General features: G+C 45.9%; 16 protein-coding genes and 1 pseudogene. 2 read left to right on the forward strand and 15 right to left on the reverse strand.

The genetic code is table 11. The features are described from left to right. Positions 1 to 118: 118 nt before the first annotated feature. The gene (locus NDA02_RS21695) at positions 119 to 1,126 is read left to right on the forward strand and encodes a DUF4041 domain-containing protein (protein ID WP_348255843.1); all 1,008 of its coding nucleotides are present in this window, start codon (positions 119 to 121) and stop codon (positions 1,124 to 1,126) included. Positions 1,127 to 1,185: 59 nt separating this feature from the next. Here the strand turns inward: NDA02_RS21695 and NDA02_RS21700 are convergent, their stop codons facing one another. From NDA02_RS21700 to NDA02_RS21725, 6 genes and pseudogenes are all read right to left on the reverse strand, one after another. Then, positions 1,186 to 2,973: an SUMF1/EgtB/PvdO family nonheme iron enzyme gene (locus tag NDA02_RS21700; RefSeq protein ID WP_348255845.1), complete on the reverse strand. Its 1,788-nt coding sequence runs from the start codon at positions 2,971 to 2,973 to the stop codon at positions 1,186 to 1,188. 90 nt (positions 2,974 to 3,063) lie between these two features. Beyond that, positions 3,064 to 3,306, reverse strand: a pseudogene (locus NDA02_RS21705) (SUMF1/EgtB/PvdO family nonheme iron enzyme); the annotation flags it as partial. 25 nt (positions 3,307 to 3,331) lie between these two features. Next, positions 3,332 to 4,390: an RNA-directed DNA polymerase gene (locus tag NDA02_RS21710; protein WP_348255846.1), complete on the reverse strand. Its 1,059-nt coding sequence runs from the start codon at positions 4,388 to 4,390 to the stop codon at positions 3,332 to 3,334. Further along, complete coding sequence (gene avd, locus NDA02_RS21715) at positions 4,387 to 4,737, reverse strand: diversity-generating retroelement protein Avd (RefSeq protein WP_348255869.1); 351 nt, start codon at positions 4,735 to 4,737, stop codon at positions 4,387 to 4,389. Before avd ends, NDA02_RS21710 begins: the two co-directional genes overlap by 4 nt. A gap of 89 nt (positions 4,738 to 4,826) precedes the next feature. After that, on the reverse strand, positions 4,827 to 7,133 hold the full coding sequence (locus tag NDA02_RS21720) for an SUMF1/EgtB/PvdO family nonheme iron enzyme (RefSeq protein ID WP_348255847.1): 2,307 nt from the start codon (positions 7,131 to 7,133) through the stop codon (positions 4,827 to 4,829). 91 nt (positions 7,134 to 7,224) lie between these two features. Beyond that, the gene (locus NDA02_RS21725; RefSeq protein WP_348255849.1) at positions 7,225 to 8,796 is read right to left on the reverse strand and encodes a CHAT domain-containing protein; all 1,572 of its coding nucleotides are present in this window, start codon (positions 8,794 to 8,796) and stop codon (positions 7,225 to 7,227) included. A gap of 248 nt (positions 8,797 to 9,044) precedes the next feature. Here NDA02_RS21725 and NDA02_RS21730 point away from each other — a divergent pair, with 248 nt between their 5' ends. Then, positions 9,045 to 9,350, forward strand: coding sequence for a DUF1304 domain-containing protein (locus tag NDA02_RS21730; protein ID WP_348255851.1), 306 nt, complete (start codon positions 9,045 to 9,047; stop codon positions 9,348 to 9,350). A 1,075-nt stretch (positions 9,351 to 10,425) separates the two neighbouring features. Here NDA02_RS21730 and NDA02_RS21735 read toward each other — a convergent pair. The 9 genes from NDA02_RS21735 to NDA02_RS21775 form a co-directional block, all read right to left on the reverse strand. Beyond that, complete coding sequence (locus tag NDA02_RS21735; protein WP_348255852.1) at positions 10,426 to 10,983, reverse strand: hypothetical protein; 558 nt, start codon at positions 10,981 to 10,983, stop codon at positions 10,426 to 10,428. A gap of 125 nt (positions 10,984 to 11,108) precedes the next feature. Further along, complete coding sequence (locus tag NDA02_RS21740) at positions 11,109 to 12,557, reverse strand: GUN4 domain-containing protein (RefSeq protein ID WP_348255853.1); 1,449 nt, start codon at positions 12,555 to 12,557, stop codon at positions 11,109 to 11,111. Positions 12,558 to 12,590: 33 nt separating this feature from the next. Beyond that, complete coding sequence (locus tag NDA02_RS21745; protein WP_348255854.1) at positions 12,591 to 14,195, reverse strand: CHAT domain-containing protein; 1,605 nt, start codon at positions 14,193 to 14,195, stop codon at positions 12,591 to 12,593. Positions 14,196 to 14,248: 53 nt separating this feature from the next. After that, positions 14,249 to 15,010, reverse strand: a complete 762-nt coding sequence (locus tag NDA02_RS21750; protein WP_348255856.1) for a hypothetical protein — start codon at positions 15,008 to 15,010, stop codon at positions 14,249 to 14,251. A 165-nt stretch (positions 15,011 to 15,175) separates the two neighbouring features. Then, a complete protein-coding gene (locus NDA02_RS21755; RefSeq protein ID WP_348255857.1) occupies positions 15,176 to 16,018 on the reverse strand; it encodes a glycosyl hydrolase 108 family protein in 843 nt (280 codons plus the stop codon). Positions 16,019 to 16,193: 175 nt separating this feature from the next. Further along, positions 16,194 to 17,816 carry a caspase family protein gene (locus tag NDA02_RS21760; protein WP_348255859.1) on the reverse strand — a complete coding sequence of 541 codons (1,623 nt, stop codon included), beginning with the start codon at positions 17,814 to 17,816 and terminating at the stop codon, positions 16,194 to 16,196. A gap of 51 nt (positions 17,817 to 17,867) precedes the next feature. Further along, positions 17,868 to 19,217, reverse strand: a complete 1,350-nt coding sequence (locus NDA02_RS21765) for a hypothetical protein (protein ID WP_348255861.1) — start codon at positions 19,215 to 19,217, stop codon at positions 17,868 to 17,870. Between the two features lie 63 nt (positions 19,218 to 19,280). After that, on the reverse strand, positions 19,281 to 21,434 hold the full coding sequence (locus NDA02_RS21770) for a caspase family protein (RefSeq protein WP_348255863.1): 2,154 nt from the start codon (positions 21,432 to 21,434) through the stop codon (positions 19,281 to 19,283). A 155-nt stretch (positions 21,435 to 21,589) separates the two neighbouring features. Further along, complete coding sequence (locus tag NDA02_RS21775) at positions 21,590 to 22,663, reverse strand: C39 family peptidase (RefSeq protein WP_348255865.1); 1,074 nt, start codon at positions 22,661 to 22,663, stop codon at positions 21,590 to 21,592. Between the last annotated feature and the right edge of the window lie 1,586 nt (positions 22,664 to 24,249).

The raw sequence follows: 24,249 nt of genomic DNA on the forward strand, positions 1-24,249 counted from the left end.
CCTGAAGTCTAAGGTAGATAGGCTGCAACAGCAGCTTCGCCGACTCGATGCACAGCTTTATCTAGAATCTCTCGAATCCTACGAATCCTACTATAATTTCATTTCCTCAGATGAATACTTGATTCAGCTGAAGTGCAACAAAAAAGACCAGGAAACGATGAAAGAGAGGGGTGAGGCTTACCTTTGCGAGGGGCAACTGATTATGAACAATAGCAAAGGACAGGGCAGGAAGATGACGAAAAATCTTCTTGACCTCATCAAGCTTGCCTTCGAGAACCAATGCAGTTTCGTCCTGCAAGAAGCAAAGCATAATAATGCAGCAACTCTTGAAAAAAAGATTAGAAGCACATTTGAGCGAATCAACAAGTTGTCTGCAATTACCTCTTGCAAAATTTCGGAGCAGTATCTTGGTTTGAAGATTGAGGAACTTCGGCTCCGATGCGAATTTGAGGATAAGAAGCAGAAGGAAAAAGCAGATCGGCAAGAGAGACAAAGACAGGAACGAGAAAACGAGAGAGAACGTCGTGAAAGCGAAAAAGCAAGAAGAAAGATGGAGGAAGCGGAGGAGAACGCAAGGCGACACCAGGAGGAACTCGATCAATTTCGGCGAGAAATACAGCAGGTCGAGGGGGCAAAACGAAATGAGCTACAGCTTCGAATTGATAAATTAGAACAGCAAGTCAAGCAGGATCAGCGTGATGTTGAGGCGGCGACGGCTAATTATAGAAGAGCTAAGGCGGGGCATATCTATGTCGTTTCAAACGTTGGCTCTTTCAGTCAGAGGGATATCTATCGAATATTTATGACTAGAAGCGCGAATGAAGATGAGTACGTTCGCGGCATGAATCCGCTGGTGCCATTTCCCTTTGATATTCACTATAAAATCTATTCAGAAGAGGCTTCGGATGTGCTTACCTATCTGCATCAGCGATTTCAGGAGCAGCGGGTAAACCTGGATAACAACCGCAGGGATTTCTTTCGGGTGCCGTTCGACGAGATTGAACGAGTGGTTGAAGAGATGCGACAAGAGAAAGAAGGAATCAGAATAGAAGAATTTAATCGGCAGCCGCACAATCTCGAATATCTCCGATCGCTGTCTCTGGAGCGGAAGAAATCACAGCAGTGACACTATTAGATGCTAAACCATAGCCTCTGGATACAGTACTTAATTGTATTAGACAAGACTTAATACAGCGGCAAAGCAATCCGAAAGCCAATATTGGTTGCACCTTCATTTACGGGACCGTACCAACGAGAAGCCGATCGGCAAAGTAATGGCTCATTGCGCCAGGAGCCTCCGCGTAATACTCGATTAGGATTTTCTATGTTATCCAGCCAAGCTTCTCCTGAGGTGGGTGCACCTGTATAGCGTTTATGCCAGTGATCCAGGCACCATTCCCACACATTGCCGTGCATATCAAAAAGTCCGAAGCGGTTGGCAACTTGAAAGCTGCCGACAGGCGTTGTTTTCTCGCACCTGATCCCTGGAGGTGCTGCTCGATAGGGAAAAGTTGCATCACAGTTTGCGATATCAGAAGTTAAGGTTTCGCCAAAGTGGAAAGGCGTTTGGGTTCCTGCACGGCAAGCGTATTCCCACTCTGCTTCAGTAGATAAGCGATAGGCTTTGCCCGTTTTTTGAGCCAGGCGATCGCAAAACTCGACTGCATCATGCCAGGAGATATTAACCACAGGTTGATGGGCAGTTCCCTGGCGCGATGGGCGACGTTTCAGACTTTGGTGAATTTGTGGCAGAGACGCGACCGTACTCCATTGGGCGATCGTAATGAGGTATTTGCTCATTAGGAAGGGCTTCACCGTAACTGGGTGCTGAGGTTTCTCCGCTGCCTTCGCTTTGGCTCCAGAGGTGCCCATCAGAAAGCTGCCTTCCGGGACAAAGACCATTTCCAGCAGAACGCTATTGCCAAGATCCTCCACAAAACATTCCGCTACCTGCTGCTGCTGATCCACAGGTTGACCAAACTCATTGACTGAAATCATCTGAAACTCAAAGGGCTGTGCTCCAGCTGGAAAAAGCTCACGAAGCCGAGATTGTTGAGAAGCGGGAATCCTAAGATTCTCTTGAACTGTGCGCTGCTCAACACTATCTACTTGCCCTGTAGCCTGTAGCTTCTGGGGAACAAAGGCGATCGGCAAATTGCGATCGAATGCATTGGAGCCAATAAGGGGGTGCTGTCTGTACTCTGTTGCCCGTTTCACATTGTCGCGCACATATTCAAATAATTCTCCGATCGTGACAATTCCATTTTGATCAATATCAGCGGCTCCTCGCATTCCTTCCAATAAATAGTGGGTGAAGACGCCATGTCCACCGCCCCACCTGGAATCCTCAAGCGACACTTCATTGGCTTCGGCTGAGGTGAGTAGAGCCAGTCCGCCTTTGGCTTGGCTCATTTGTTGCAGATATCGATTTAACAGGGTAGAGTCATCGATCGCACTTCTTCGCCCAATTCCTCCGCCGATTGCTGCGCTATGGCAAGCATCGACCAGGACAATGACTTTCTCAGCGTGCAAGTTTTCTTTGAGGGAAAGATCAATTTCCCGCATTGGTAGGGCGGTTCCAGCAATATCATCTGGATCGCTGTCATGGCTGAGAAGATAGACGTTACCGGGTCGATCGAAATCTGGAGCACCATGACAGGCAAAGTAAATGACCACAAGATCTTCACGGGCAGGCTTCTTCAGGAAGCTTCGGAGTGCTCTTGTAATGTTCTGTGTGGTTGCCTCCTCGTTCGTTAATTTGCAAATATGCTCTCGCTTAAACCCACCGCCAGTAGGAGTAGTCAGTACGTTGTAAAGCTCCTCGGCATCACGATCGGCATACTTGAGATTCAAGCGGTTGTGTTTGTAGCGTGATATACCGACAATTACTGCCCAGCGATCGCAGTTTTGGTTCTGAGCATAGAGGTTTAGATCAACTGGCTCTAGTTTTCTGGTAGAGAACCGATCGGACATTGAAGCTATGCTGAACTTGGCTTAAATCTATTGAAATGTGAGTGAACCGGACAACTCTTCGACTATGCTACCAAGCTATCCGGTTCGCAGTTATTTTTGGAGGTCGTTGCCTTCCTCGCTGGAACAGGTCTGGACTCTTCTTCGACTCGCCTGATGAATTCCCATCCACCTGTTCTGGTACAGAAGAGCGCACGCAGCAGAACAAACAACCCGAAAACCGATGTTGTTGTTCCTGTTGTCCGGTTCGTTGCTGTTACGATAGGCAGAACGGCAGTTCCTCGGATTGTTGTTCCACGAACCACCGCGCACCAGCCGGAGGTGCCTGCCCCATTGCTTGCCTGTGTTTGCAGGACAGTTGCTATTGTCTCAGAAGATCGAGATCTGTGAGAATGTTTTGCTTGAGTTGATAGGTGTTTCCCTGTTCCAGATGAGCAAACCAGCTTTGAAGAGATTGGGTCAACTGCGAGAATGGAATGTGACCTACGGCATAACTAGATTGCAGATGGCGCAATCGGCGTTTGGCTCGGCGCAGATTTTCGGTACGGACTCGGATTTGGTTTGGTAGGACGCGAAATCCCAGAAAGGTTGCTCCGTGCTTTGTCTCAAAAAGTTGGCTCTTGATCGGATGGATCTTGAGGCGAAGCCCTGCTAGATAGTTTTCTATGGCGGGTCGTGCTTTTGCAAGGAAATGGTAATCGTTGCTGAATAGGGCGAAGTCATCGACGTAGCGTAGATATTGATCGGCTTTAAGATGTTCTTTGACGAAGTGATCGAAGCCATTGAGGTAGATGTTGGCAAAGAACTGGCTGGTTAAGTTACCGATGGGCAACCCGCGACGGCGATTTAAGGGGGTGATCAGATCATCGCCAGGAAAATACTCGCACACGGGTTCCTGTTCGTTGCTGTTATCGATAATCGTATCAATCAGCCAGAGGGTATCTGGGCATTTTAGTTTACGCCGCACCAATGTTTTCAAGATTTCGTGATCAATGCTGGGAAAGTATTTTTTGAGATCGCATTGCAGGATATAGCGATTGGATCGAGCAAACTGAGTGAAGCGTTTGAGTGCTCGATGAGTGCCAAAGCCAACCCGGTTAGCGTAAGAATCGGCAATGAAGCTGCGCTCGAAGATGGGAACGATGACGTTGCAAAGGGCGTGATGAACAACTCGATCGCGATAGGGAGCAGCAGAAATGAGGCGAGGCTTGGGTTCCATGACCCGAAAGGTACGGTAGGTTCCCGGTTGATAGGTTTTGGATTGCAGCTCAGTCTGGAGTTGCGCTAGTTCCTGTTCCAGGTGGTAGTTAAAGGTTAGAACGTTGTCTCGAAACCGTTTCCCTTTTTGTGCCTGACGAGCGGCTGATAGCAGGTTTTCAAAGGCAATGACCTGATCCCAGAGGTAGCCATAGCGTTTCATGAGCTGCTTAATCGCTGGTGCTGTTGCCGAATCCAGCCGCCCAGGTCGGTGCCAATGGCATTGAGGAGTTGCCCTGCGTATTCGTAGCGTTCTGTTTTAATCAGGTTAAAATCGAGCAATAGTCGAGTCTGATGCCGTAAAATATCAAGATTACTATTGAGTGATTCTAGTTGGGGCAGTTTATCGCGGCTATAGCGTGCCCGGATCAAGCCTTCCAGCAGGTCGTATAGCCCGGTTGTGATTCTATCGCCTAAAAGAAATTTGTGATCTCGTGGAAGGCGGTTTAGAATCGGTACATACCACTTGATCAGGTCGTAGGTTTTTTGAATAATGGGTAGATCCTGCATTGCCCCAAATATGAAAAAATTTTGATCGCGCTTCGCGCGGTAGAGAAAAGAATAGAGGGTAAAGGGCAAAAGGGCAAGAGAGCAAAGGGCTAAGGAGTCCACGCAGCAGAACAAACAACTCGAAAACCGAGAGAGTTGAACCTGTAGTCCGGCCCGTACCCGTCACGATAGGCAGAACGGCAGTACCTCGGATTGCCGATCCACGAACCACCGCGCAGCAGCCGATAATCGCTATCTCCTCCTGTTATCCAAGCACTTCCGTCGATCGGTGCTCCCTGATAATTTTCATGCCAGGGATCCAGACACCACTCCCAGACATTGCCGTGCGTATCATACAAACCAAAGGCATTCGCTGCGAAGCTGCCGACTTCTGTGGTCTCCTGTCGGTAAATCCCTTTGGTTCCTGAGCCATAGGTATAGTTGCCATCATAGTTCGCTAAATCTGTCGTGATGGTTTCTCCGCAATAGAAGGGGGTTGTGGTTCCGGCGCGACAGGCGTATTCCCATTCTGCCTCGCTTGGTAAGCGATATTGCCTTCCTGTCTTTTGGCCGAGCCGATCGCAAAACTCTACTGCCTCATTCCAAGAAACTTGTTCCACTGGACGACGATCGCCCTTAAAGTGGGCAGGATCAACCTCCAAATCCCGATTGGCTTTTGGCATTCTTGCAACCGTTTTCCACTGTGCCTGCGTTACGGCAAACTTCCCCATCCCGAAGGAGCGAACGGTAACTCGATGCTGCGGACTTTCATTGTCCGATCGTTTCAACTCCTGGCTCGGCGACCCCATCATAAAGCTGCCATCCGGAATGACAACCATTTCCAATGTCACGCCATTACCCAGGTCTTCAACAAAATATTCTGCTTGTCCTCGCTGAGAAGTAACATTCAGATTCGTAACGGTTTCCGTTTTCTTGCCAAAGATTCCTGGCTTCTCAATGGTTTGGGTGACAATCTGAATTTTAGGAATCTGGAATTCAACCACCTTCAGTGGAGGTTGCCGTTTCGCTTCTTCCTGCCTATGCTGTTCTTCTAGCTGTCGCTGTCGCTCTCTTTCACGCTGCTGTTCCTGCTCCCTCTGTCGCTTTATTTCACGCTGTTCTTCTAGCTGTCGCTGATATGCTGCTTCTTTCGGCGCAATGATTGGTTCTTCAATTTGAACCACTGCTCCATCACTCAATCCTAAAGCTTGCTGGAAGTTCCTCAACCCATCTCGCACAAAAGAATCGATCGGGTATTGAGCTTCGATCGCTTTTCTAAATTCCTGCTCATAACGCTGGAGCTTTTGCTGATATTCCTGTTCCTGTTTCCGCTTTAATTCTGCCTGATGTTCCTCTTCTGCCGCTGCTAATATTGGCATTGCGATCGTGCCAACCTCCTCATCGCTCAGCCCTAACTCCTGCTGTACAGTCCGCAACTCATTTTGTGTTTCTACATCTATTGGGTACTGCCCCACTTCAATTAGACCAATCAGCACTGCCTCATACTCATCTCTGGCTTTGCGAATGGGTTCCTGTTCTTCTTTCAGAATGCGGTTTGCTTCCGTTTTAGATAAGCCAAGGTCTTTCCGCAATCGCTCTAACCGAATCGTCTCCAGCGGTGTTAACTTGCGATCGGCTAAAAACTCTCGCACCCGATCGCGATACTGCTTGACTTTCGCATCTGCTTCTAAAGATTGATCAATATCCAGTTGAATTGCAACACGGGCTTCCTGAGAAAGCGGTTGATTTGGAGGGGTATTGGTAGCTTTGGAACCTGGAGCTAACGTTGGCTTTGTTTTGAGAATCGGCTTGAGGTGTTCTGGAATGGCAACCTGCTGAATGACATCAGCCACCTCCAGTTTTCGTGCTACATCTTCGGCCGTAGCCGATCGCATTTTAGAACTGCCCGAAATCTCTAGCTGAATCGCATTTTTGCCAAACTCATAGGCTTCCTCAATAGAACACTGATACCCTAGTGCCCGATAAAACCCTTTGGAAAAAGCGATCGCCGCATCATCGCGAATCTCCTGGTTCATGCCAATCACATAATCAATATGATTGACGATCGCATTTGCCTGCTCTTCCGAGTAGCAAGCATTCAACAACACACAGCCCACGTTGTTAGAAAATAGCCTGAACAAATCTGAGAGAGCCTCTGCCCGTACCCACTGCTCTCCCCCATTATTGCCCTCAAACACAAGCCCCTGCTGTCCACTGCCATGTCCACAAAAATGGACAATCTGCGGTCGGTGTTTGAAGAAAAGGTCGTGCAAATCTCCAACACGCACTGCCAAAGCATCTTCGACCGCAAATCCCTGCCTGTTTTGAGACTTCTCAATCACGTCTTTCAAATCCCGAATTTCGCGATCGAGGCTTAGGTCTTTGCGGGGATTGGATGCAAGAATCAAGATTTTCATACGGAAGCAGAAGATCGGAGATAAAAAAATTATACTGTTTGCTAAGCTTTCATCAGGATTTGTGAAGAGTGTTGCAATGATACTTTAAAGTTTAGAGCCCTTCATTAACGAGCTCTTCAGCCCGTTTTAGGGCATACCTTCTATTGAATTGGTATTCATCAATCCTTTGCTGGGCCGTTGCATAATGATCGGATTGCTCTGGTACTTTGGCCATTAATTCACGAGCCTGATCCCATAGCTGTGCCACCTTCAGCCAATCTTCTTTGGATTTTGCAGCTATGACCCCTTCAGCAGCTTTTGTACCCATTTCAACAGCTTGCTTAAAGGTGAAAAACGGTCCTGCAAGTTTTGCATTGTGCTCGCCAACTTCGTATTCCTTAATCTTGTTTCGTGCTCTTGCATAATTGGGATCAGTTGGCGGAATTTTTTCTAGCCTGTCAATTGCTTGCAGCCAAAGTTGTCGAATCGCCTCCCACTCTTCAAGCCCAGCATCCTCTCCAAGCTGCTTAATTAGGTCAGAAGCACTAAGCCCAAATTTCAACGCTTCTGTATACAAAAGCTGGTTTTTATATTCACTCAATTCCGAAGATACTTCCTCCGAAGGAAAATTGCTGGAGCCTGCTTGCTCCAGGAGCTGAATGGCTTTTTCCCAGCGATCGATCGCCTGGCTCAAAATAGTTTGAGTGAGTGGGTTTGTACGCATTAGAGAATCTGCTTCTTGCTCTAATGCTCGAGCCTCTTCAAAGGCATTAGTATTGTTTTTGGGTAGCTCACCACCAGGTGTTTCTATTGGGGGCTTTACCGGAGGCTGCTCATTAGACTGATTAGCATCTTTAAGTAATACAAACCCAACAAAACAAGCAAGTAGCATTGCTAATGTAGCTAAAAATGGCGAGTAGTTTTTATTTGATTTCCCTTTTCCTGGTATGAACTGTTTTAAGAATTTATCAATGTCTAATAGAATTGCAGTGCGGTTTTCTTGAGAGAGGCGCTGTTGTGGATCTGCAATCGCAGACTTGGCACTCAATATTAGGTTGGGCTTCTTCTTGAGAATTGGTTTCAGATGTTCTGGAATAGCAATTTGTTGGATTGCGTCTACAACCTCCACCTTTCGAGCGACATCTGCCCCACCCGATCGCGTTTTAGAGCTACCTGAAATCTCTAGCTGAATAGCATTCTTGCCGAACTCATAGGCTTGCTCAATGGAACAGTCGTATCCTAAGGCTCGATAAAAACCTTTTGCAAAGGCGATCGCGGCATCATCTCGGATCTCTTGATTCATACCAATCACATAATTAATGTGATTTACAATCGCATTCGCCTGCTCTTCTGAATAACAAGCATTTAGCAAGATGCACTCCACGTGCTCTGAAAATAGCTTGAATAGATCAGACAATGCCTCCGCTCTGACCCATTGCTCGCCTCCATCATCGTTCTCAAACACCAATCCCTGCTGACCGCTACCATGTCCACAAAAATGTACAATCTGTGGTTTGTGCCGAAGCAGCAGATCTTGCAAATCTTCAACCCGTACAGCAAGTGCATCTTCGACTTCAAACTCCTGCCTATTTCGGGAATTTTCGATCACATCCTTCAAATCCCTAATCTCATGATCAAGGTTCAGGTCTTTACGAGGATTAGAAGCAAGGATCAGGATTTTCATAGTGACGGGAGCTTAGCCAAAAACTTACGCTCAATATATATTTTGGTCTGCTCACTTCCATCCAGCCCGCTTCTTATTAAGAATTAACTCAAATGGCTTAGACTTCAGCACCTAACGGTTTAAAGAATTGATGGAAACTACCTGAGAGGACACACTACATGTAAATTACATCCGCTATTGCTGTTCTCGTTATTGCAGCTATTCATATTGCGATCGCAACGGTTGAAATATTTTTCTGAAAGAACCCATTGGTCTATCAAAGGCTTGGTTTTACTGCTGATGTCGCCTCACAAGTGGCTCCGCTTGTACAAAACGCAGGTCTTTATAACAGCTTTATCGCAGTTGGCTTACTTTGGTCAGCTTTTGCAAGGGACAACACCGTACGGCAGCGTGTGTTTTTTCTGGTTTGCGTAATCATTGCCGGCATCTTTGGCGCAGTGACCTTAAAGCCTACAACACTTGCATTACAAACCCTTCCTGCGCTGATTGCACTAACGATTGTCTGGTTCACACACCCGAGCAAAAGCTTAGAAGTGATGCATGTTAAGGGTTAAAAATCCTCAGTATAGAGCGATCCCATTTACGTTATTAACAGCCGTACTAAGGTTGAGAGCTCTAACGCTACATTCAATTGATGCCAATGACCGCTACTAAATTGCGAGCGCAGTTTTAGTATTGAGTGTATAGAATTGAATTAACTGGCTCCAATTTTCTGGTAGAGAACCGATCAGACATTTTAGAATCTGATTAAGGAATTTTCTGGGCTTAGCTTGGATTCATTGGTATTGCTAATTTAGCAGGACTTAGCTGTCTCAAAAGCAGATCTTTCGTAAAAAATCATTCTTTTTCAGCATTGCCGATTCATTAAACTCTACTTCCACTCCAATCAACAAAGGATGCTCAGCCGTAGAGGCACCACTTCGGGTTGCATCTTCTCTTGACCAAGGTTGAGTCCCCTACATTGTTTTTAGCTTTAGTAGGATAGCTATGATTGCTAGGAATTAAACCAAAAGATTGAAAGAACGATAGTTTTCAATCATAGTATTAAGTAATGAGTTGCCATTGCACTCGCATAACTACTAGCTGTGCTGAAACTTTTGTAACGATCGCTGTTAAGGACAACTGTAAAGTTGCATCAAGCCTGCTCTGTTATTAGACTTGTTGGAAAATAACGAGAAAAATCACTGAAATGCTTATGCAAACTGAGTTTCAGGAATTTTCAGCTAAAATTCCTGTAATTCTTACTAGAAGCAGGTTTCAAGGATTTTTGAGCTTATTACCCAACAAGTCTATTATTTCATGCTCTGCCCTTGCCTAGTTCGCTCATCCGTCTGCTTCTTGTTTATTCTGATAATTCACCTTCCACAGCTTTCCTTCGCAAATTTTACGCACCGGTCTATTGTTGCTTTCTACAGTTGGAGCTAACCTACAATAGCTGCTCCTTTAAAAACGAGCCAATTGTTAAAAATGCTCCTGAAGTGACTGTAATTGCATTCATTTATGAAGCTATAATCATAGCTTTCCACGAATGAGTATCACTCTTGTTTGACATCAACATCGATAGGTTGCCATGAATCATCTGAGTCTGCTGCTATTTTGTGGCATAACACAATATATCTTTCAACATCATTAAGTCTTTCTCTTAAGCTTTTCGTCTGCCTTATCAACAAGATGCTCTTTATCTTTTCTCCTTTCTCTAAAATGTGTAGCAAGAGAACTCATGATAGAGTAAGAGACAAGTGCAGCGGAAGGCAGGGAAAGGGCAGGAATTGCAATACTAGCAACCGCACCTGCTACTGTTACTCCTCCCAAAGCTAATAAAACTGTTCGTAGAGATTTTTTATCCTCTTGGCTGAGTACAGCACCTTTCATTTCTAATAAGCATAAATTCATTACTGCTTCTACATCTTCATCTGATAGCTTAAAATGGAGCTGTAGCTGTTTCAATTGCTTTAAGGTGACATCACAAATGTTAGGATACTCAGTCCTTAAAGCTTCCTCTAACTCAGCCTTGTAGTTGCGAAACGCAAGTACGACCTCATCCCCAATTAGCGCAGCTTCTTTAGGAGATAGACCAAGATCCTTAATCATCAAATTCAGAAAATTACGATAATGTTCATTGATTTCGCCTTTACCTTCACGAAGTGCAAGCCTTACCTCATCAGAGTATTTCTGTGCTGAAGACATCTTAATCTCCTATGTTGACTTGGATTAAAGACTCATGATTAATAATATGTTCTATTACTTAAACGCTTCAATCAAAATTATGTTAGGTTAATAAATGCTTCAATATCCTAAGTTTGATCAAGCTCTTATTTGTTAAAACTGCATTCGGAAAGTCGAGAGAACAAATACGTAATTTGTCTACCTTTTTCAGAATCAGAAGAGTATTTAGAAGCTACAAATTTAGCAATTGATGGAAGGTAGCCAGCAGGTTGAGCGTTTATGATATCTTTTTGATAAAAAATAGTATTGTCCATTTCTAAATACTGATTTCCCAGTGAAAAACCTGCAAATTCCCTTTTTACCTCGCTCATCCATCCAAGCTGGGCAAAAAGGCCCTTCCAACGTCTATCCTCAATTTCTACTAAACTCTGCCAGATCTGATGCTGCTTATTGAGGCTAAAATTATTATTACTATATTTCATCCATAATTGATCTACGGTCCATAAATCTTGACAAGGAATTCCCTTAATTCCAATACGGTTTTGGTTAATTATCTTTCCTATTAATTTATTAGTTTCTTCATCTGCCTCTTGCCAATTCTTTGTAATCAAGAATTTTTGCAATGTTCTATAGTCTACTCCACAAGCAGAGCTTAGATCGTCAACTAAGACGCTTGTCCTATTCTGCGAAAGATACTGACTATTTTGGTGCTGGTATTGGTTAAATTTTGCGGTTTGTGGAATATTTGAACCCGATATGATCGAGATTGGCATATTGCGATCGTAAGCATTTGGCCCCATTAAAGGATGTTGTTTATCACCAGTAGCTTGTTTAACGCTATCGCGCACATACTCAAATAGCTCCCCAATTGTTACGATGCCATTGCCATCGCGATCGGCTGCTCCTCGCATTCCTTCTAGGAGGTAATGGGTAAAGACACCATGCCCACCTCCCCACTCTGTGTCTTCAAACGATACCTCATTGGCTTCTGCTGAGGTTAAAAGGGCAACTCCACCTTTCGATCGGCTAATCTCCTGAAGAAAGCGATTCATCAATTGGGAATCATCTACTACGCTTCTTCGACCGCCAATACCTCCGCTAACCCCTGCACTATGACAGGTGTCTGCCAGAATAATTACCTTCTCTGAGTGCAAAATACTCTTCAAAGCCCGATCGATGTCTTCCATTGGTAATGCAGTGCCTGCAATGTCATTCCGATCAGTATCATGAGTCAGGAAATAAATATTGTTTGGTCGATCTGGATCAGGTGATCCATGACAGGCAAAGTAAATCAACACTAAGTCCTCTCGGGCGGGCTTCTTCAAAAAACTTCGTAACGCACGATTAATATTTCCGGTTGTAGCCTGCTCGTTTGTCAGCTTGCAAATGTGATCAGCCTGAAAACTGCCTCCATTCGGAGTAAGCAGGAGTTGATAAAGGTCTTCCGCGTCCCGATCGGCGTATTTCAAATTTAAGTTGGAATACTGGTACTTTGAAATGCCAACAATAACTGCCCAGCGATTGACACCACGGTACTGAGAATATAACTCCGAATCAATCGGTACTAATTTTCGGGCGGAAGACTGATCAGGCATAGAAGCTTAAGGATGGAAATAATAGAAGGAATTCTAAACTTGTATTTCCCATAGTTTAATCTCCAGATCATCGCCCCCGCTAGCCACCACCTTGCCATTCGCACTAAATGTAACAGTTCGCACCTCTCCCAGATGCCCTGTAAAGGTTTGCAGCAGTTCTCCCGTTTGGATATTCCACAGTTTCACCGTAAAATCTCCGCTGGCACTGGCTATTTTCGATCCATCCGGACTGACCGCCACACACCACACCTGCCCTGCATGACCTTCGAGAATGTGTTTGGGCGATCGCTTCTCCCCCGTTGCCAGGTTCCAGAGTTTAATGGTGCGATCGGCTCCTCCGCTGACTAAGATTTGATGCTGATTGCTAATTGCAAGCGAGAAAATTTGGCTCAAGTGAGCATCACCAATGGCATAGCGCGGTTGTTCCCCTGGATTGTCCAAATCCCACAGCTTAATCGTTTTGTTTTGACTTCCACTCGCCAGCCACTTCCCATCCCCACTAAACGCCAGCGACAACACCGGACTACTATGGGCTGAAATCGTTCGCTGCCACTGTCCAGTCTCCAGATTCCAGATTGAAACCTTGCCATGCTCTGCTCCCGTGGCAAAGACAGGACGTTGAGGATTGGGACTAACGGGCAAGGAATTGACCAGAGTAATTGTCCTGGAGGTTGCCTTCACGATGTACTGGCAATCTCCCGTCTTCTTGTGCGTCAGCAATTCCCTATCCCATACTCTAACCTGACCATCCGCACTACAGCTCAACATCCGTTGACCATCCGGGCTGATCCCTACGCACTTTATGCGATCGCGATGCCCAGTCAGCAGATGCAAGAGTCGTCCAGTTTCGACATCCCAAACGCGAACGGTGCGATCGTTGCTGCTGCTGAGAATCGTTTTACCATCTGGACTGAATGCCAGCGACCGAATCCAATCCGAGTGACCAATCAGTGGTTCAAGCTGTGTTTTGGCAGTCGAGACAGGAGAAGCGGAGAGAACGATCGGATTGAGTTGCTCCTTTTGTTTAAGAACGGGAATCAAATAGTCTGGCAAAACCAGCGGAGGTGCATTCTCAGGCAGTTGGATGGGGATCAATTTACGGCTTGCGCTGGAGAGATTGGGAAGATCGGTTTCAATTGCACTACATCCCAGCTTGTAAGCCGTTTCGATTGATTCTCCTGCCCCAATACCGTCATAGAAGCCGATCGAGAAAGCAATGGCGGCTGCATCTGGAATCTCACGGTTCATGCCAATGACATGGTTGATATATTGAATCAGAGCATTGGCTTGCACTTCAGAGTAACAGGCGTTGAGCAGAATACACTCCACCTGATCAGCAAATATTTTAAACAGACGCGCTAACTCATCGCTTTCCACCAGTTGGGCTTTGCCGTCATTATCTTCCAGCACTAGCCCATCTTCTCCATCCCCATGACCACAGAAATGAACGATTTGAGGTTTCACCTCCAGTAGCGATCGCCGCAAATCTTCAGGACGCACTGCTCCCCGCACTTCAATATGAAATTGATCACGGTTGGGCGATCGTCTCAATCCTTCCCGAATATCTCGAATTTCGCGATCGAGGTCAAGAACGGAGGTGCCTTTGGGATTCGACGACAGGATGAGGATCGTTTTCATGATCGCTGACTTCAGTTTTGCGCAAACTATCGAGACTGCTAGAGGCAAGCCTGCTAAAGGTCGTCCCAGTCAATATCTTTCAATGCAATCAAATACTCATTGCCGTCATCCACACTGACGGTGACTTGCTTTTTCGCAGTTTGTTCTAAATCAAAGGCAATTCTGCCTGCGTTGAAAGTGTTTGCTAGATTAATGGCAGCTTCAAAGTTAGAGTCAAAGGATGAAACAGACCCGAAAGTGATGCTATAGCGATCGGTGAGGAGAATTTGATGGACGATCGTTTCTTTGTCAATGCTGACATCGGTGGTGATTTTGCTGTCGTCTCCGCCAACGAAGTTCTTAAGCTTACTGAGATATCCGGTAGGAATAAATAGCTTGCGCGTATTGGCTCCGAACTGAATCGAGATTTTCTCCATGCGGGAGTAGTCTACGCTGACGGAGACGGGCAGGCTGGGAAAGTTACCAACCCCAGATTTCAAGAGATCCGATCGCTCAAAGATCACGGTCAAATCCGGATATTTGACTTCTGCCACAATCTGTTCATCGTCTGCGATTCCCATTGCTTGACGCTGCGATTCGATCGCCTTAAGCAGCAGTTGGGGCTTTGTGAGGTGATTGGGTTCGGGGAAGTCTCTGCCTACGATCTTAAAGCCGATGCCGCCTGGAAAGAGATTACCAGAAATCTCATTCACCACAGAGCCGAGCAAACTAACTCCCCCGCCGCTGCTATTGGCTTCTTGGGGAATAATCAAAAACCACATCTTGCCAAAACCCTGAATCAGGTGGCGCGACCAGTAGTAGTCTGAAGATGACATAACAATAATCCTTATTCTGCAAATCAATGGCTTACTGGCTCAGAGAGTTTCAGCATGTGCTGTTAAAAAGCTCAGCAATGAACTTTCAGTGGAAAAAGTAGACTAACGCTTCGAATCTCGGATGTCCACTTACAAGGCTCACTGCATATTTCAACCAGATCGTCCCTACGCCAAACTCTTGAGAAATGTTCTCAGACCAATTTTTGGAGCCTGGCTACTGTTAACCCGATTGAGCCAGCCATCTAAGAATTTTTGCTGGTCTGAATTTCTTTGCACAAATTCACGATGATATTTCTCGCGACCATCAATTAGCTTCAATGCCAATTCTTTAGTATTGCTTTTCTCAAGTGCTTTTGCGGTTAGTGGTCCAAATCCACCATCTACAGGAACACCCAATGCTTCCTGGAGAAACAACACTGCACCCCCTACACCAAACATGACTGCTGTATCAAAATGGGCGATCGCCAAGGGAGGAACCATGAGTTCTGCCTGGCTCGGTTGCCAGAACATTTCACTGTATATTTCAAGCACCTCGCTATCAGCAATGTTTCTGACGCTCTGGGTGGGTAGTTTTTTGCGAATCCTGTAGCTGTTGTAGGTCGTTTGGGTCACGCCCTGATTCGTTAGCCCACCCAAATCTCCTTTAACATCGGCAAGTCCGCCTTCCCAAAGTAGGGTGAACTTAAGGGCAGTTGCCAGCACATCGGATTTAACCGTCTTGGAGGAGGTAACAGCAGGTGGGTTGATCAATGGTCCGCGCACGGTAGAGAGCCGTTTTGCAAAGGTGGGACCAAACAAGCCTGTAACAGTGTTATCGAGATGAGCAATTTCACAAAATCGTTTCAAGGCGGCTTCAGTGATAGGACCGTAGAGTCCATCAATCTCTGTAACGGGCAATAGACCTAAAGCACTCAGGCGAGTCTGAATGTCTTTGATTAACTCGGTATCATTAGTTAGAACATCCAAAGACACCACTTTTTCCTGGGTAATCATCTCTTCAAGTTTCATTGAATACCTCACTGTTAATGCTATTGCTTTACACGCGATCGAAAGCAGTACCGGCTTGATTGATCAATCTTTCAATATTGATGCTCTAAAGGGTTTGCGTTTCGTTGTTCAACATCTGCTTTATTTTGCTGAAGGCATATCTAATAAATTTTCTGTTCCAAAATAGTGGTATTAATCAGAGCTTACTCGTCATACTGTAATAAATAGGTTTCATTTTTATCTGCGTTAAATCTTCTTCTTCGATCAATTCGATAGATGAACCTCTTGCTCCCGGCGATGCTGGAAATAAAAAGAATTTTAATCTCTTGGGTGAGGCAAAGAGACGTATCTCACAAGTACCTGTGCTTCCTGTTTGAACAAAAGGATAAGACAATTTTGTTTCTCCAGGAGGTAAGCCATCAAATAAAATATCTTCCTCCTTCCATAAAATTATTGGTTGAAAGTAACCATTTGAATCAATTTCAACCATATAAATGTGGAGCGGGTGGCTTGTGGTATTGGTGAGGCTCAATCGGAATACTTTTCTGTGTTCAATCCGGTATCCCTCAACGTCACCGAGCCTAATTTTCTCAGCATTTTCCAGCTTATCAGGCACTCCCCCAGCATCCCTGACCAGAACGTTAACTTGAACCGGAAAGGTTGTTTCGGTAATTGAAAACACTGATGCCCAACAGTAAAGTCGCCCCTCGATATCCCAGAGATCTTCCTGAGAAAGTGGGATTAAACCATTGCTTAAATTTAAGCTTAGAAGAGTGTTTATAATTTCAACGACTCTTTCAAAGTCATTTTCAGCAAAACGTAATCTGTATTCAAGGTAAAGGCTTTCAGGGCTGGATGGATTAAGAGCGATAAGTTCTTCTACTCGTTCCTTGAAGAACTTCAGTTCTCTGGATTGCAGGGCGGAAAAAGCACGGGCTTTGAGAGCATCAAAGCTTTGATTGCGGAGGGAAATAACCATTTCTCCCCGATCGTCTAAATAGAATGATCCAAAGTCAGGTGTTTGTTTTGATTCCGATGTCTGACCAACTTTTTGCTGAATAAATAGTCCTAGCTCTGAAGATGTAATCAAACCATTTCCGTCCAGATCCGCTTTGCCCCAGTTAAAGCCGTCCACCAGCGTCCCAGTGAACAATGAATGTCCCGGAATCGGTCCATTGTCCAGTGCAAGCTGCTCTCTTCGAGCGGAAGTAATAACTTTGCGGCTCAGCCGACTGCTCAAATCTTTTTCATAGCGGACTGCATCTCTAAAGCTTTTCATCGCTTCTCCTAACGCAAACCCACTGTGGCAGGAATCTAAAATGACGAGAATATGTCTTGCTGGAAGCCAACTAATAGATTGTAATAGGGGATCAATCTGGATATAGTCACTCCAAACTTCTTTGGGACCACGTGCTTCTGCAGGAATAATAAATCCAGTCTCTCCCAGAACAATGTCCCCGGCTTTATCAACACGAGTATGTCCATGTCCTGCAAAGAATAGGACCAGGCTGTCATCTTTTTGAACCTCTTCACGAAGCTGATCCTCAATCAAAAAAGTTATTGCGGCTTTGGTTGCAGCTTCATTGAGAAGTGGCGGAATAGGTGCAGAGAAGCCAAGTTTGTCAATCAACGTTTGCTGAAGACCAACTGCATCCTGGACTGCATTTTTGAGCTTTTGCCAATGGATATATTCGTTGATGCCAATGACGACAACCAGCGATCGCCCTTGCTCAACAGAATTGGATGCCACTTCGGTTTCTGTGAATTCGCGCTCCGCTTTGCGTTCAAGAAATTCTGTTTTGGCATTTGGCGCAGTCATAATGCTTCTTAAGATGGAACGATCGCTAAGGAACTTAAAAGATTCGATACTTTATGCCTGACCCTCTCCTGTTCCTTTCTGTCCGCGTAGAACGGGTAGATTGCTAATGCTACTGCTGGCGACGTTTGCACTCAGTCCCCAGAGAACAAGCGCAAAATAGTCTGAGAATCGCTTTGCGCCAAACGTTGTGCCGTTATCCACATAAAGATTCATCATGCCAATCAATGACAGGAATGTGAGCAGCGTCAACCACAGAAACGGTCTAATTAGCCAGTAGTTTGCCTCAGCCCGGACGAGCGAGGTGAAACCGAAAAATTCGACCAGAAATTCCTGAACTTTATGCCATCGACTCTGTTTAGGCCTGGAGGGAACTGAGAGGCGGCCGTTCATTTCGATAATGGCTTTTGCACTCCGGCTGGCTTCCGTTGCCCTGATATGATTTTCGTCTGCTAGATCACCGCCCGCGCTGCTTCCCCTAGTTCTGATTCCGCCCAGCGCATTGCTGACGAATTCTAGAAGCTCTTTTGCCTTGGCATCTGTTTCGCCTGTCCCTTGTCTAACCAAATTCCTCGCTTCAGTAATTTTATCCAAATAATCTTCGATATCGTCGTCAGAAATTAGCTGTTTCGGTTGCTTAAGACTATTCTCAATGACTTTAAGCTTCTTCAGAAAGTCCAAACGATTATAAATGAGTGCTAAATCTGCATCTGCCTTCTCAAACTCATATCGGGAGATGAGCTTGCGCGTTCCTTCTGTCATTGAAATCAAAGCTTGTTTGTCTTCGCTGTCCGTTATTTCTGCAATATCGCTTTTTAGACGATACAGTTTCTCCAGCGCCTTTGTCTGGGGTTCTCCACGTTCTTGCCAGTACTTAAAGAATTGCCCCAAAATAATACCTAGGAGCAGGAGCAGCAGTGGTACAAGGGCACCGCTACGAACACTGATATTCAGCGGCAGCACAAAACGTTCACGATCGCCTTCGGGTGTCAGGTAAATAGCACCCGTGTAAAGGTCAGGCGGCATTGCCGATCGCTTCAGTTCTAAGGGAATACTGCTGATTTGGCGAGCCGGAAGCGAATATGTTCCCTGAGGAATCGTTACGGCATCTGTTAACTGATAGCGGGTGTCTACTCCCTCAGCATCGACAGCGGCATTGCTAATATTTAGAGGGCTTGAAGTTGTGTTGTCAAACCGCAGTTGACGACCATTGGCAAACGCAGCAGTAGGTAGAAACAGGCGCGATAAGCCGCAGTCGATCGGCGCGATAAGTCCCCAGCCTCCGCAGTTCACCAGTTGAAGCTGCACCTGATCGGTTCTGGGTAGGGGGACAACCGCACCGCCTGTCGTTTGCGCTAGGGATGGTTGTTGCATCAACGCCAGGGGCATAAACAGGGATAACATCACTCTTCTCATCAGATGTTCTCTACTCTCGCAACAAAAAATAAATTCACAATGCGATCGGTTTTAGTCATCGATCGGTTTTACTGTGAAGTGGAGCGATTTGGTTGCCCAATCTGTACCAAATACGCGCTCTGCACGGGTTGTTGGTAGCGGTGGATTATCTACATCAGCACCAATCATTGCCAGTAGCTCATTGAGACGGCTCATGGGGGGTGAGTTCTCCCCTTTTGGTTGTATTTTCTCCGGCATTCCGCGAGCATCTCGCTTCAGTCCTCGCGATTGCTCCGAAGGAAATGCATTGTCGAGTGCTGGGAGGCGCATCCAACGAAAGTCAGCAATTTGAGCCGTTGCAAACAGCTTTAAAGTTTCTACTGCGCCCTCGTACCCTGGCTTCCTAGGTGCCTTTAGACGAAGCTTGACCATCCTTATTTCATCTTTGGATAACTCGTAATAGATTTCATCAAGGTTGATTACACCGATTTGGGAAACTTCCCAGGTTGGCTCCAAGTCGAAGAGCGCAATATTTAGGGATGACTGGGAATTGTTGATGATTCGAACATAAACTAAATCGCCATCAGTCAATATCTGATTCTGCTGCTCAAGGAATGGTTCTTTGTCTTCGTCTAGCAGTTCAAAGACGATCTGATCCCCAACATCGGAGTCAGGATTTTGCAGGGATTCAACCGCTTTAAACTTCGTTAGATGAACAAGCCGTTTGACTACTTCAGCCGGGGAGTTCGGCCCATTAATATCTAGCGGATCTCCCAGATTTTTAATCGGACTACCTTCCCCGATTTCGTAAGTTCCGTCTTTTGCAACAGCAACCTGATAGTCTGCTTCAATCACATTATTTGGCTTTTCGATCACCCAGCCATTACCTGAAAGTGCCTGTCGAACTTTTTCCAGTGCCGCCTTTTGCTGAGCAGCCAGTTCTGGCGAGAGTTGATCTTCGGCATCGCCGATCGCCTTGTCAAACAGACGGACCCGCCGAACTAAAGCAGTAGGAGCTGAAAGCATGACCGCCGGAAATCCGGAATCAATGATACTGGAAGGGAGAAGCCCTCCTTTTTCAACTGGCAGAATCCTGGCGGTACAGGTGGAGGGTTCTACGTTGTCTGTCACCTCGACAATTGCCAATCGCTGATCTTTCTGGGAAAAGTCGGTGGTGCCAAAGGGATAAATAGCAAACTGAGCACCCTCACTGAGTCCCTGTGCAAGCCCTGCATTCAGCCTGACGCGCATTTTGTCTAACTTAGCAGACAGCACCGCGACCGTATAGGGATTAACCATCCGATCGCTGCCAAACACTTTACGATCGCCATCGCCAATCAGCATGGGAATTTGCCGCGAGAACTTGCTGTGAATTTTGGCACAGAGGCGATCGTGTAACAGCCGGTAGCTCAGGTTGGGCGGACTGCTCATGAGAGTCTGCAGCATCCAGTAGGTTAAGGCACCGTAGCTATCTGAACTGCTTTCAGGATTGACTACATATTCGTATGCCTCCTCCGTTGGGCGGCAGGCTGCCAATAGCACATAGTCTCGGCTTGCAGGAGCCCAATTGGATTGTGCGGTTGCAGGCGTACCTTCAACAAGCGCTTTCCAGGTAGCTTCTAATGTTGCCTGATTCGGTTCAACCGAACTTTCAGCAGGACGACTCGTTTGGTCAACCGTACCGTTGCGAGGTCCGCGAATCTTGGTGTCGCCTCGGGTTGCACCCCCCGAGTGACAGCTATCCAGAACAACAGTTACCACTAAACCCTTATCCGTCATGCGTTTCAGTAGGGTCGCAATCTCCACATCCCGCAGATATCTGCCGTCGCTGGCAAGATCCATGGGTGCAAGTCCCTCATCGTGCTGCTTGCTGAGGTTAGGGTATATCGTTTTTGCCCGTACTCCGTGACCCGAATAATGGATATAGACTTGGTCTCCAGATTGTGCCCGAGCGGTTATTTCGTTGAACGCCTTAACAATGTTTTGATAGGTTGGTGAAGGGTCTTTTTTCGGATAAGTTCTTGCTGTAGCTTCACTGGGGGAAGTTAACTTGATGAGCTGTCCTGTTTCCTCAGAAATTCCGAGTGTGTTGCCCAGAAACTCTGCAACTAGATTGATATCGCGAGCAGCACCCCCAAGATCATCGAATTGATCATTTTTTTCATACACATCAATTCCAATTAACAGGGCATAAATATTGGAATTAGCGTTCTCTTGGGCAGGCATAAATTTAGGCTTCCTAATTCTGTTGGTGTATGTTCGGTAGATGGCTTTTAACAGTGAAACCAATGAGATCTTCTATGGAAGAATGCTCACCAGTTCCACTTAACCAGGATCTAGTTTCTCAAGAATGGCTTTCCATCGTCGCCTAAGAAACATTCCTACTTCGAGATGAAGTGAACCCAGAACTCACCATCGTAGGCGCAGGTCTTGTGAATGAGGTTGTAGGAATAGTGCTTGTACTTCCCTTTCTCGTCATAGCGGTCTGGATTATTGCGATCGTACCCACTGGAAAACCACTCGCCATAGGGATCGTGAACCCAAAATCCTGCATCATCGAATCCCACCAGAACCACAATATGACCAAACGTTGTGAAATAGCCATGCGTGATGACAGGCTTGCCAGAAGCCAGCCAACTCTTCACTTCATCAACTGTGGAATGGCTGTCAAAGGCATCTTTTGCGCCATAATTTCGCACTACCTTCGCCAAGTCATGGGGTGAATGTCGGTTCAGGCTGCGATTCAGCATATATTCATACAGCTCATCCTCAAACTGCCCTGAACTTTGCTTCCTCGGAATTTTGAAGAACTCCAGGCACATGGCAACAGAAGTGACATTGCACGCTCCATCCGGATTACTGCTGTTGTCGCGCTGAGATTTGTAGGGAACCGTTAACTTCATCTCCTTTGGCTTTGATGGTGTGGTAACGGGCGGCTTTTCGTCCTTGGGTTTCTCTGGCAGATTTGGCTTATCACCACCAGAAATGCTGGCATGCTCACCGAACACATACCAGACGGGCGAATTCTTGATTGGCTGATCCGGCACAATCTTGATATGTTTACGCTCTATTTCAAAGTAGGTGAGCTTGAGCTTGGTTCCTGCCTGAAGCGTTGTTTTCTCGTCATCTCCAAGTGTTGTCGAATCAAGGGGTCTGAGCTTCAAAACTGTATTTTGGAGGGCTTCTAGCATGATTGCTTCGCCTCTCGTCACCGGAGCATCAAGCAACTTCTCGGCAGTTTGCGGTCCCAGGAATTCTGGCTCGTTACAGTCATTCTTCTCCTGGAAGCGGGTGAGCGCTGCCATTGCCCTTGCACCAAAGGGGTCTTCCATTGGCTCAGAAAGCAATTTAATCTTGATTAGCAATGCCTGCAATTCTTGACTGAGTTCTGAGTCAGCAGCAATTGCGCTAATGTCGTATCTGAGATCAGAGTCAACGAAATCCTTAATCTTCATGGTTTGTCCTGTAAGTAAATTTCAAAGAAGTACGGTCAATAGGCAAGAGGCTTGTGAGCGGAGCCTATCAGTTAAGTGGACTGGCAACACTAAGGAACAGGATATAGTTAAGGACGATAAATTTACGATAAAAACTATCGTTGTATCGCCTGAAGATAATGGCGAGTCGAGGGTTAAGGGTATCCTTATCGGGATGCTTTTTACTGTTGATTGCATACCGTAAAAATACTTATTCCCGAATTAGGATAATAAAAGATACGATATCCCGAGTAGATGGGAACTGACGGGTATCGTTCTATTACAGAAACCTACTGGAAACCAGGTAGCGCCCCATAAGGATAAAAGACAAAATCTTTAGGGCTATTTTTTACAACAGTAAGATCCTAAGCTTTGATATACGTATCTGGACAGTTTTTTAGCATGTCTTAACTTACGACTTTCGTTTTCCAGCAAGAACAGACGATTTTCTAGAAATTCAGGATTTATCTTGCTCCTTTACGCCTAATAACCTGGCTAAGCCAGTGTTAGTTAGCAATTCCTAGCTTCAACTCCTATAGCGATCGATCTCTTAATGCAGAAAATCACCGCCTAAAGAGGATTCTCAAAATAAAATCTTAAGGTCTTACTTTCCAGCGATCGACCTTGAGAACCGAGTGGGTTTTGGGTTAACGTAAGCCAGATTAGAGTTAGCATCAATAATCTCTCATGTAGTAAATAGTGCATTTGCTCGAAGGACCGAGTGAGGCTTACGAACTACTTGATTGTCGAATGGGAACCGTAAGTTCTCGTAGTACCCGTGGAGGTACTATTTCTCGAATTGTTAAAGCTTGATTACAAACTAGAACATAAGGGCTGAACGACTCGCATTTGCGATCGACACTCCCAGTTAATCGTTCTTGCTTAATGCCAAAATACTGCTGTGAATGTGAGCCTGTAAGATGTGAATGTTTTCCAGGGTATGAGAATAACTTCAGGTCTGTCACCTAACGAGCGTTAGGAATTGATTGAAAAATATTTAGGGTGCTACATTGCCCTCCAAATTATCCAATTTTAGGAAACTTTGTAACTAACTCAAGGCAGGCTCGGTTTCCCTCAATTTTGGAGGGCTAGTGGCGGTTCGGGAAATCAGAATTGGTGATAGCACTACGATCGTCAAGAAGACGATGACGTTGCAAGCAGAATGGTGAAAACCCCAATCGCCAGAAGAACGGGTAGCTCTTGCAATTTGACCTGATTTAAAGGAATTTCTACCCCGCGGAGCGTAAAGGGCAGAAGGGCAAGAGAGAAAAGGGCTAAGGAGTCCATGCAGCAGAACAAACAACCCGAAAACCAATGCTGCGGTCCAAGTCGTCTGGGCTGTGCCTGTAACGATAAGCAGAACGGCAATACCTCGGATTGAGGCTCCATGAACCACCGCGCAGCAGCCGGAGATAGCTGCATCCTTTTATCCAGGTACTTCCGTCGATTGGTGCCCCCTCATATTAACCCGGCAAGGAAAGAGAGGGCAGGATTAGGAGAGAAATTGTTAGCATAGAGGTATGAACAAACCCGATGCTCGAACGCTGAATCTAGCCACTCAAAACTAT

Source organism: Leptolyngbya sp. ST-U4 (assembly GCF_039962215.1).
Taxonomy (GTDB): Bacteria; Cyanobacteriota; Cyanobacteriia; order Elainellales; family Elainellaceae; genus Leptolyngbya_A.

Bases quoted from the DNA above. Each gene is read 5' to 3' on its own strand.
- NDA02_RS21700 (WP_348255845.1), bottom strand. From the start codon at position 2,973: ATGTCCGATCGGTTCTCTACCAGAAAACTAGAGCCAGTTGATCTAAAC.
- NDA02_RS21710 (WP_348255846.1), bottom strand. From the start codon at position 4,390: ATGAAACGCTATGGCTACCTCTGGGATCAGGTCATTGCCTTTGAAAAC.
- avd (WP_348255869.1), bottom strand. From the start codon at position 4,737: ATGCAGGATCTACCCATTATTCAAAAAACCTACGACCTGATCAAGTGG.
- NDA02_RS21720 (WP_348255847.1), bottom strand. From the start codon at position 7,133: ATGAAAATCTTGATTCTTGCATCCAATCCCCGCAAAGACCTAAGCCTC.
- NDA02_RS21725 (WP_348255849.1), bottom strand. From the start codon at position 8,796: ATGAAAATCCTGATCCTTGCTTCTAATCCTCGTAAAGACCTGAACCTT.
- NDA02_RS21735 (WP_348255852.1), bottom strand. From the start codon at position 10,983: ATGTCTTCAGCACAGAAATACTCTGATGAGGTAAGGCTTGCACTTCGT.
- NDA02_RS21740 (WP_348255853.1), bottom strand. From the start codon at position 12,557: ATGCCTGATCAGTCTTCCGCCCGAAAATTAGTACCGATTGATTCGGAG.
- NDA02_RS21745 (WP_348255854.1), bottom strand. From the start codon at position 14,195: ATGAAAACGATCCTCATCCTGTCGTCGAATCCCAAAGGCACCTCCGTT.
- NDA02_RS21750 (WP_348255856.1), bottom strand. From the start codon at position 15,010: ATGTCATCTTCAGACTACTACTGGTCGCGCCACCTGATTCAGGGTTTT.
- NDA02_RS21755 (WP_348255857.1), bottom strand. From the start codon at position 16,018: ATGAAACTTGAAGAGATGATTACCCAGGAAAAAGTGGTGTCTTTGGAT.
- NDA02_RS21760 (WP_348255859.1), bottom strand. From the start codon at position 17,816: ATGACTGCGCCAAATGCCAAAACAGAATTTCTTGAACGCAAAGCGGAG.
- NDA02_RS21765 (WP_348255861.1), bottom strand. From the start codon at position 19,217: ATGTTATCCCTGTTTATGCCCCTGGCGTTGATGCAACAACCATCCCTA.
- NDA02_RS21770 (WP_348255863.1), bottom strand. From the start codon at position 21,434: ATGCCTGCCCAAGAGAACGCTAATTCCAATATTTATGCCCTGTTAATT.
- NDA02_RS21775 (WP_348255865.1), bottom strand. From the start codon at position 22,663: ATGAAGATTAAGGATTTCGTTGACTCTGATCTCAGATACGACATTAGC.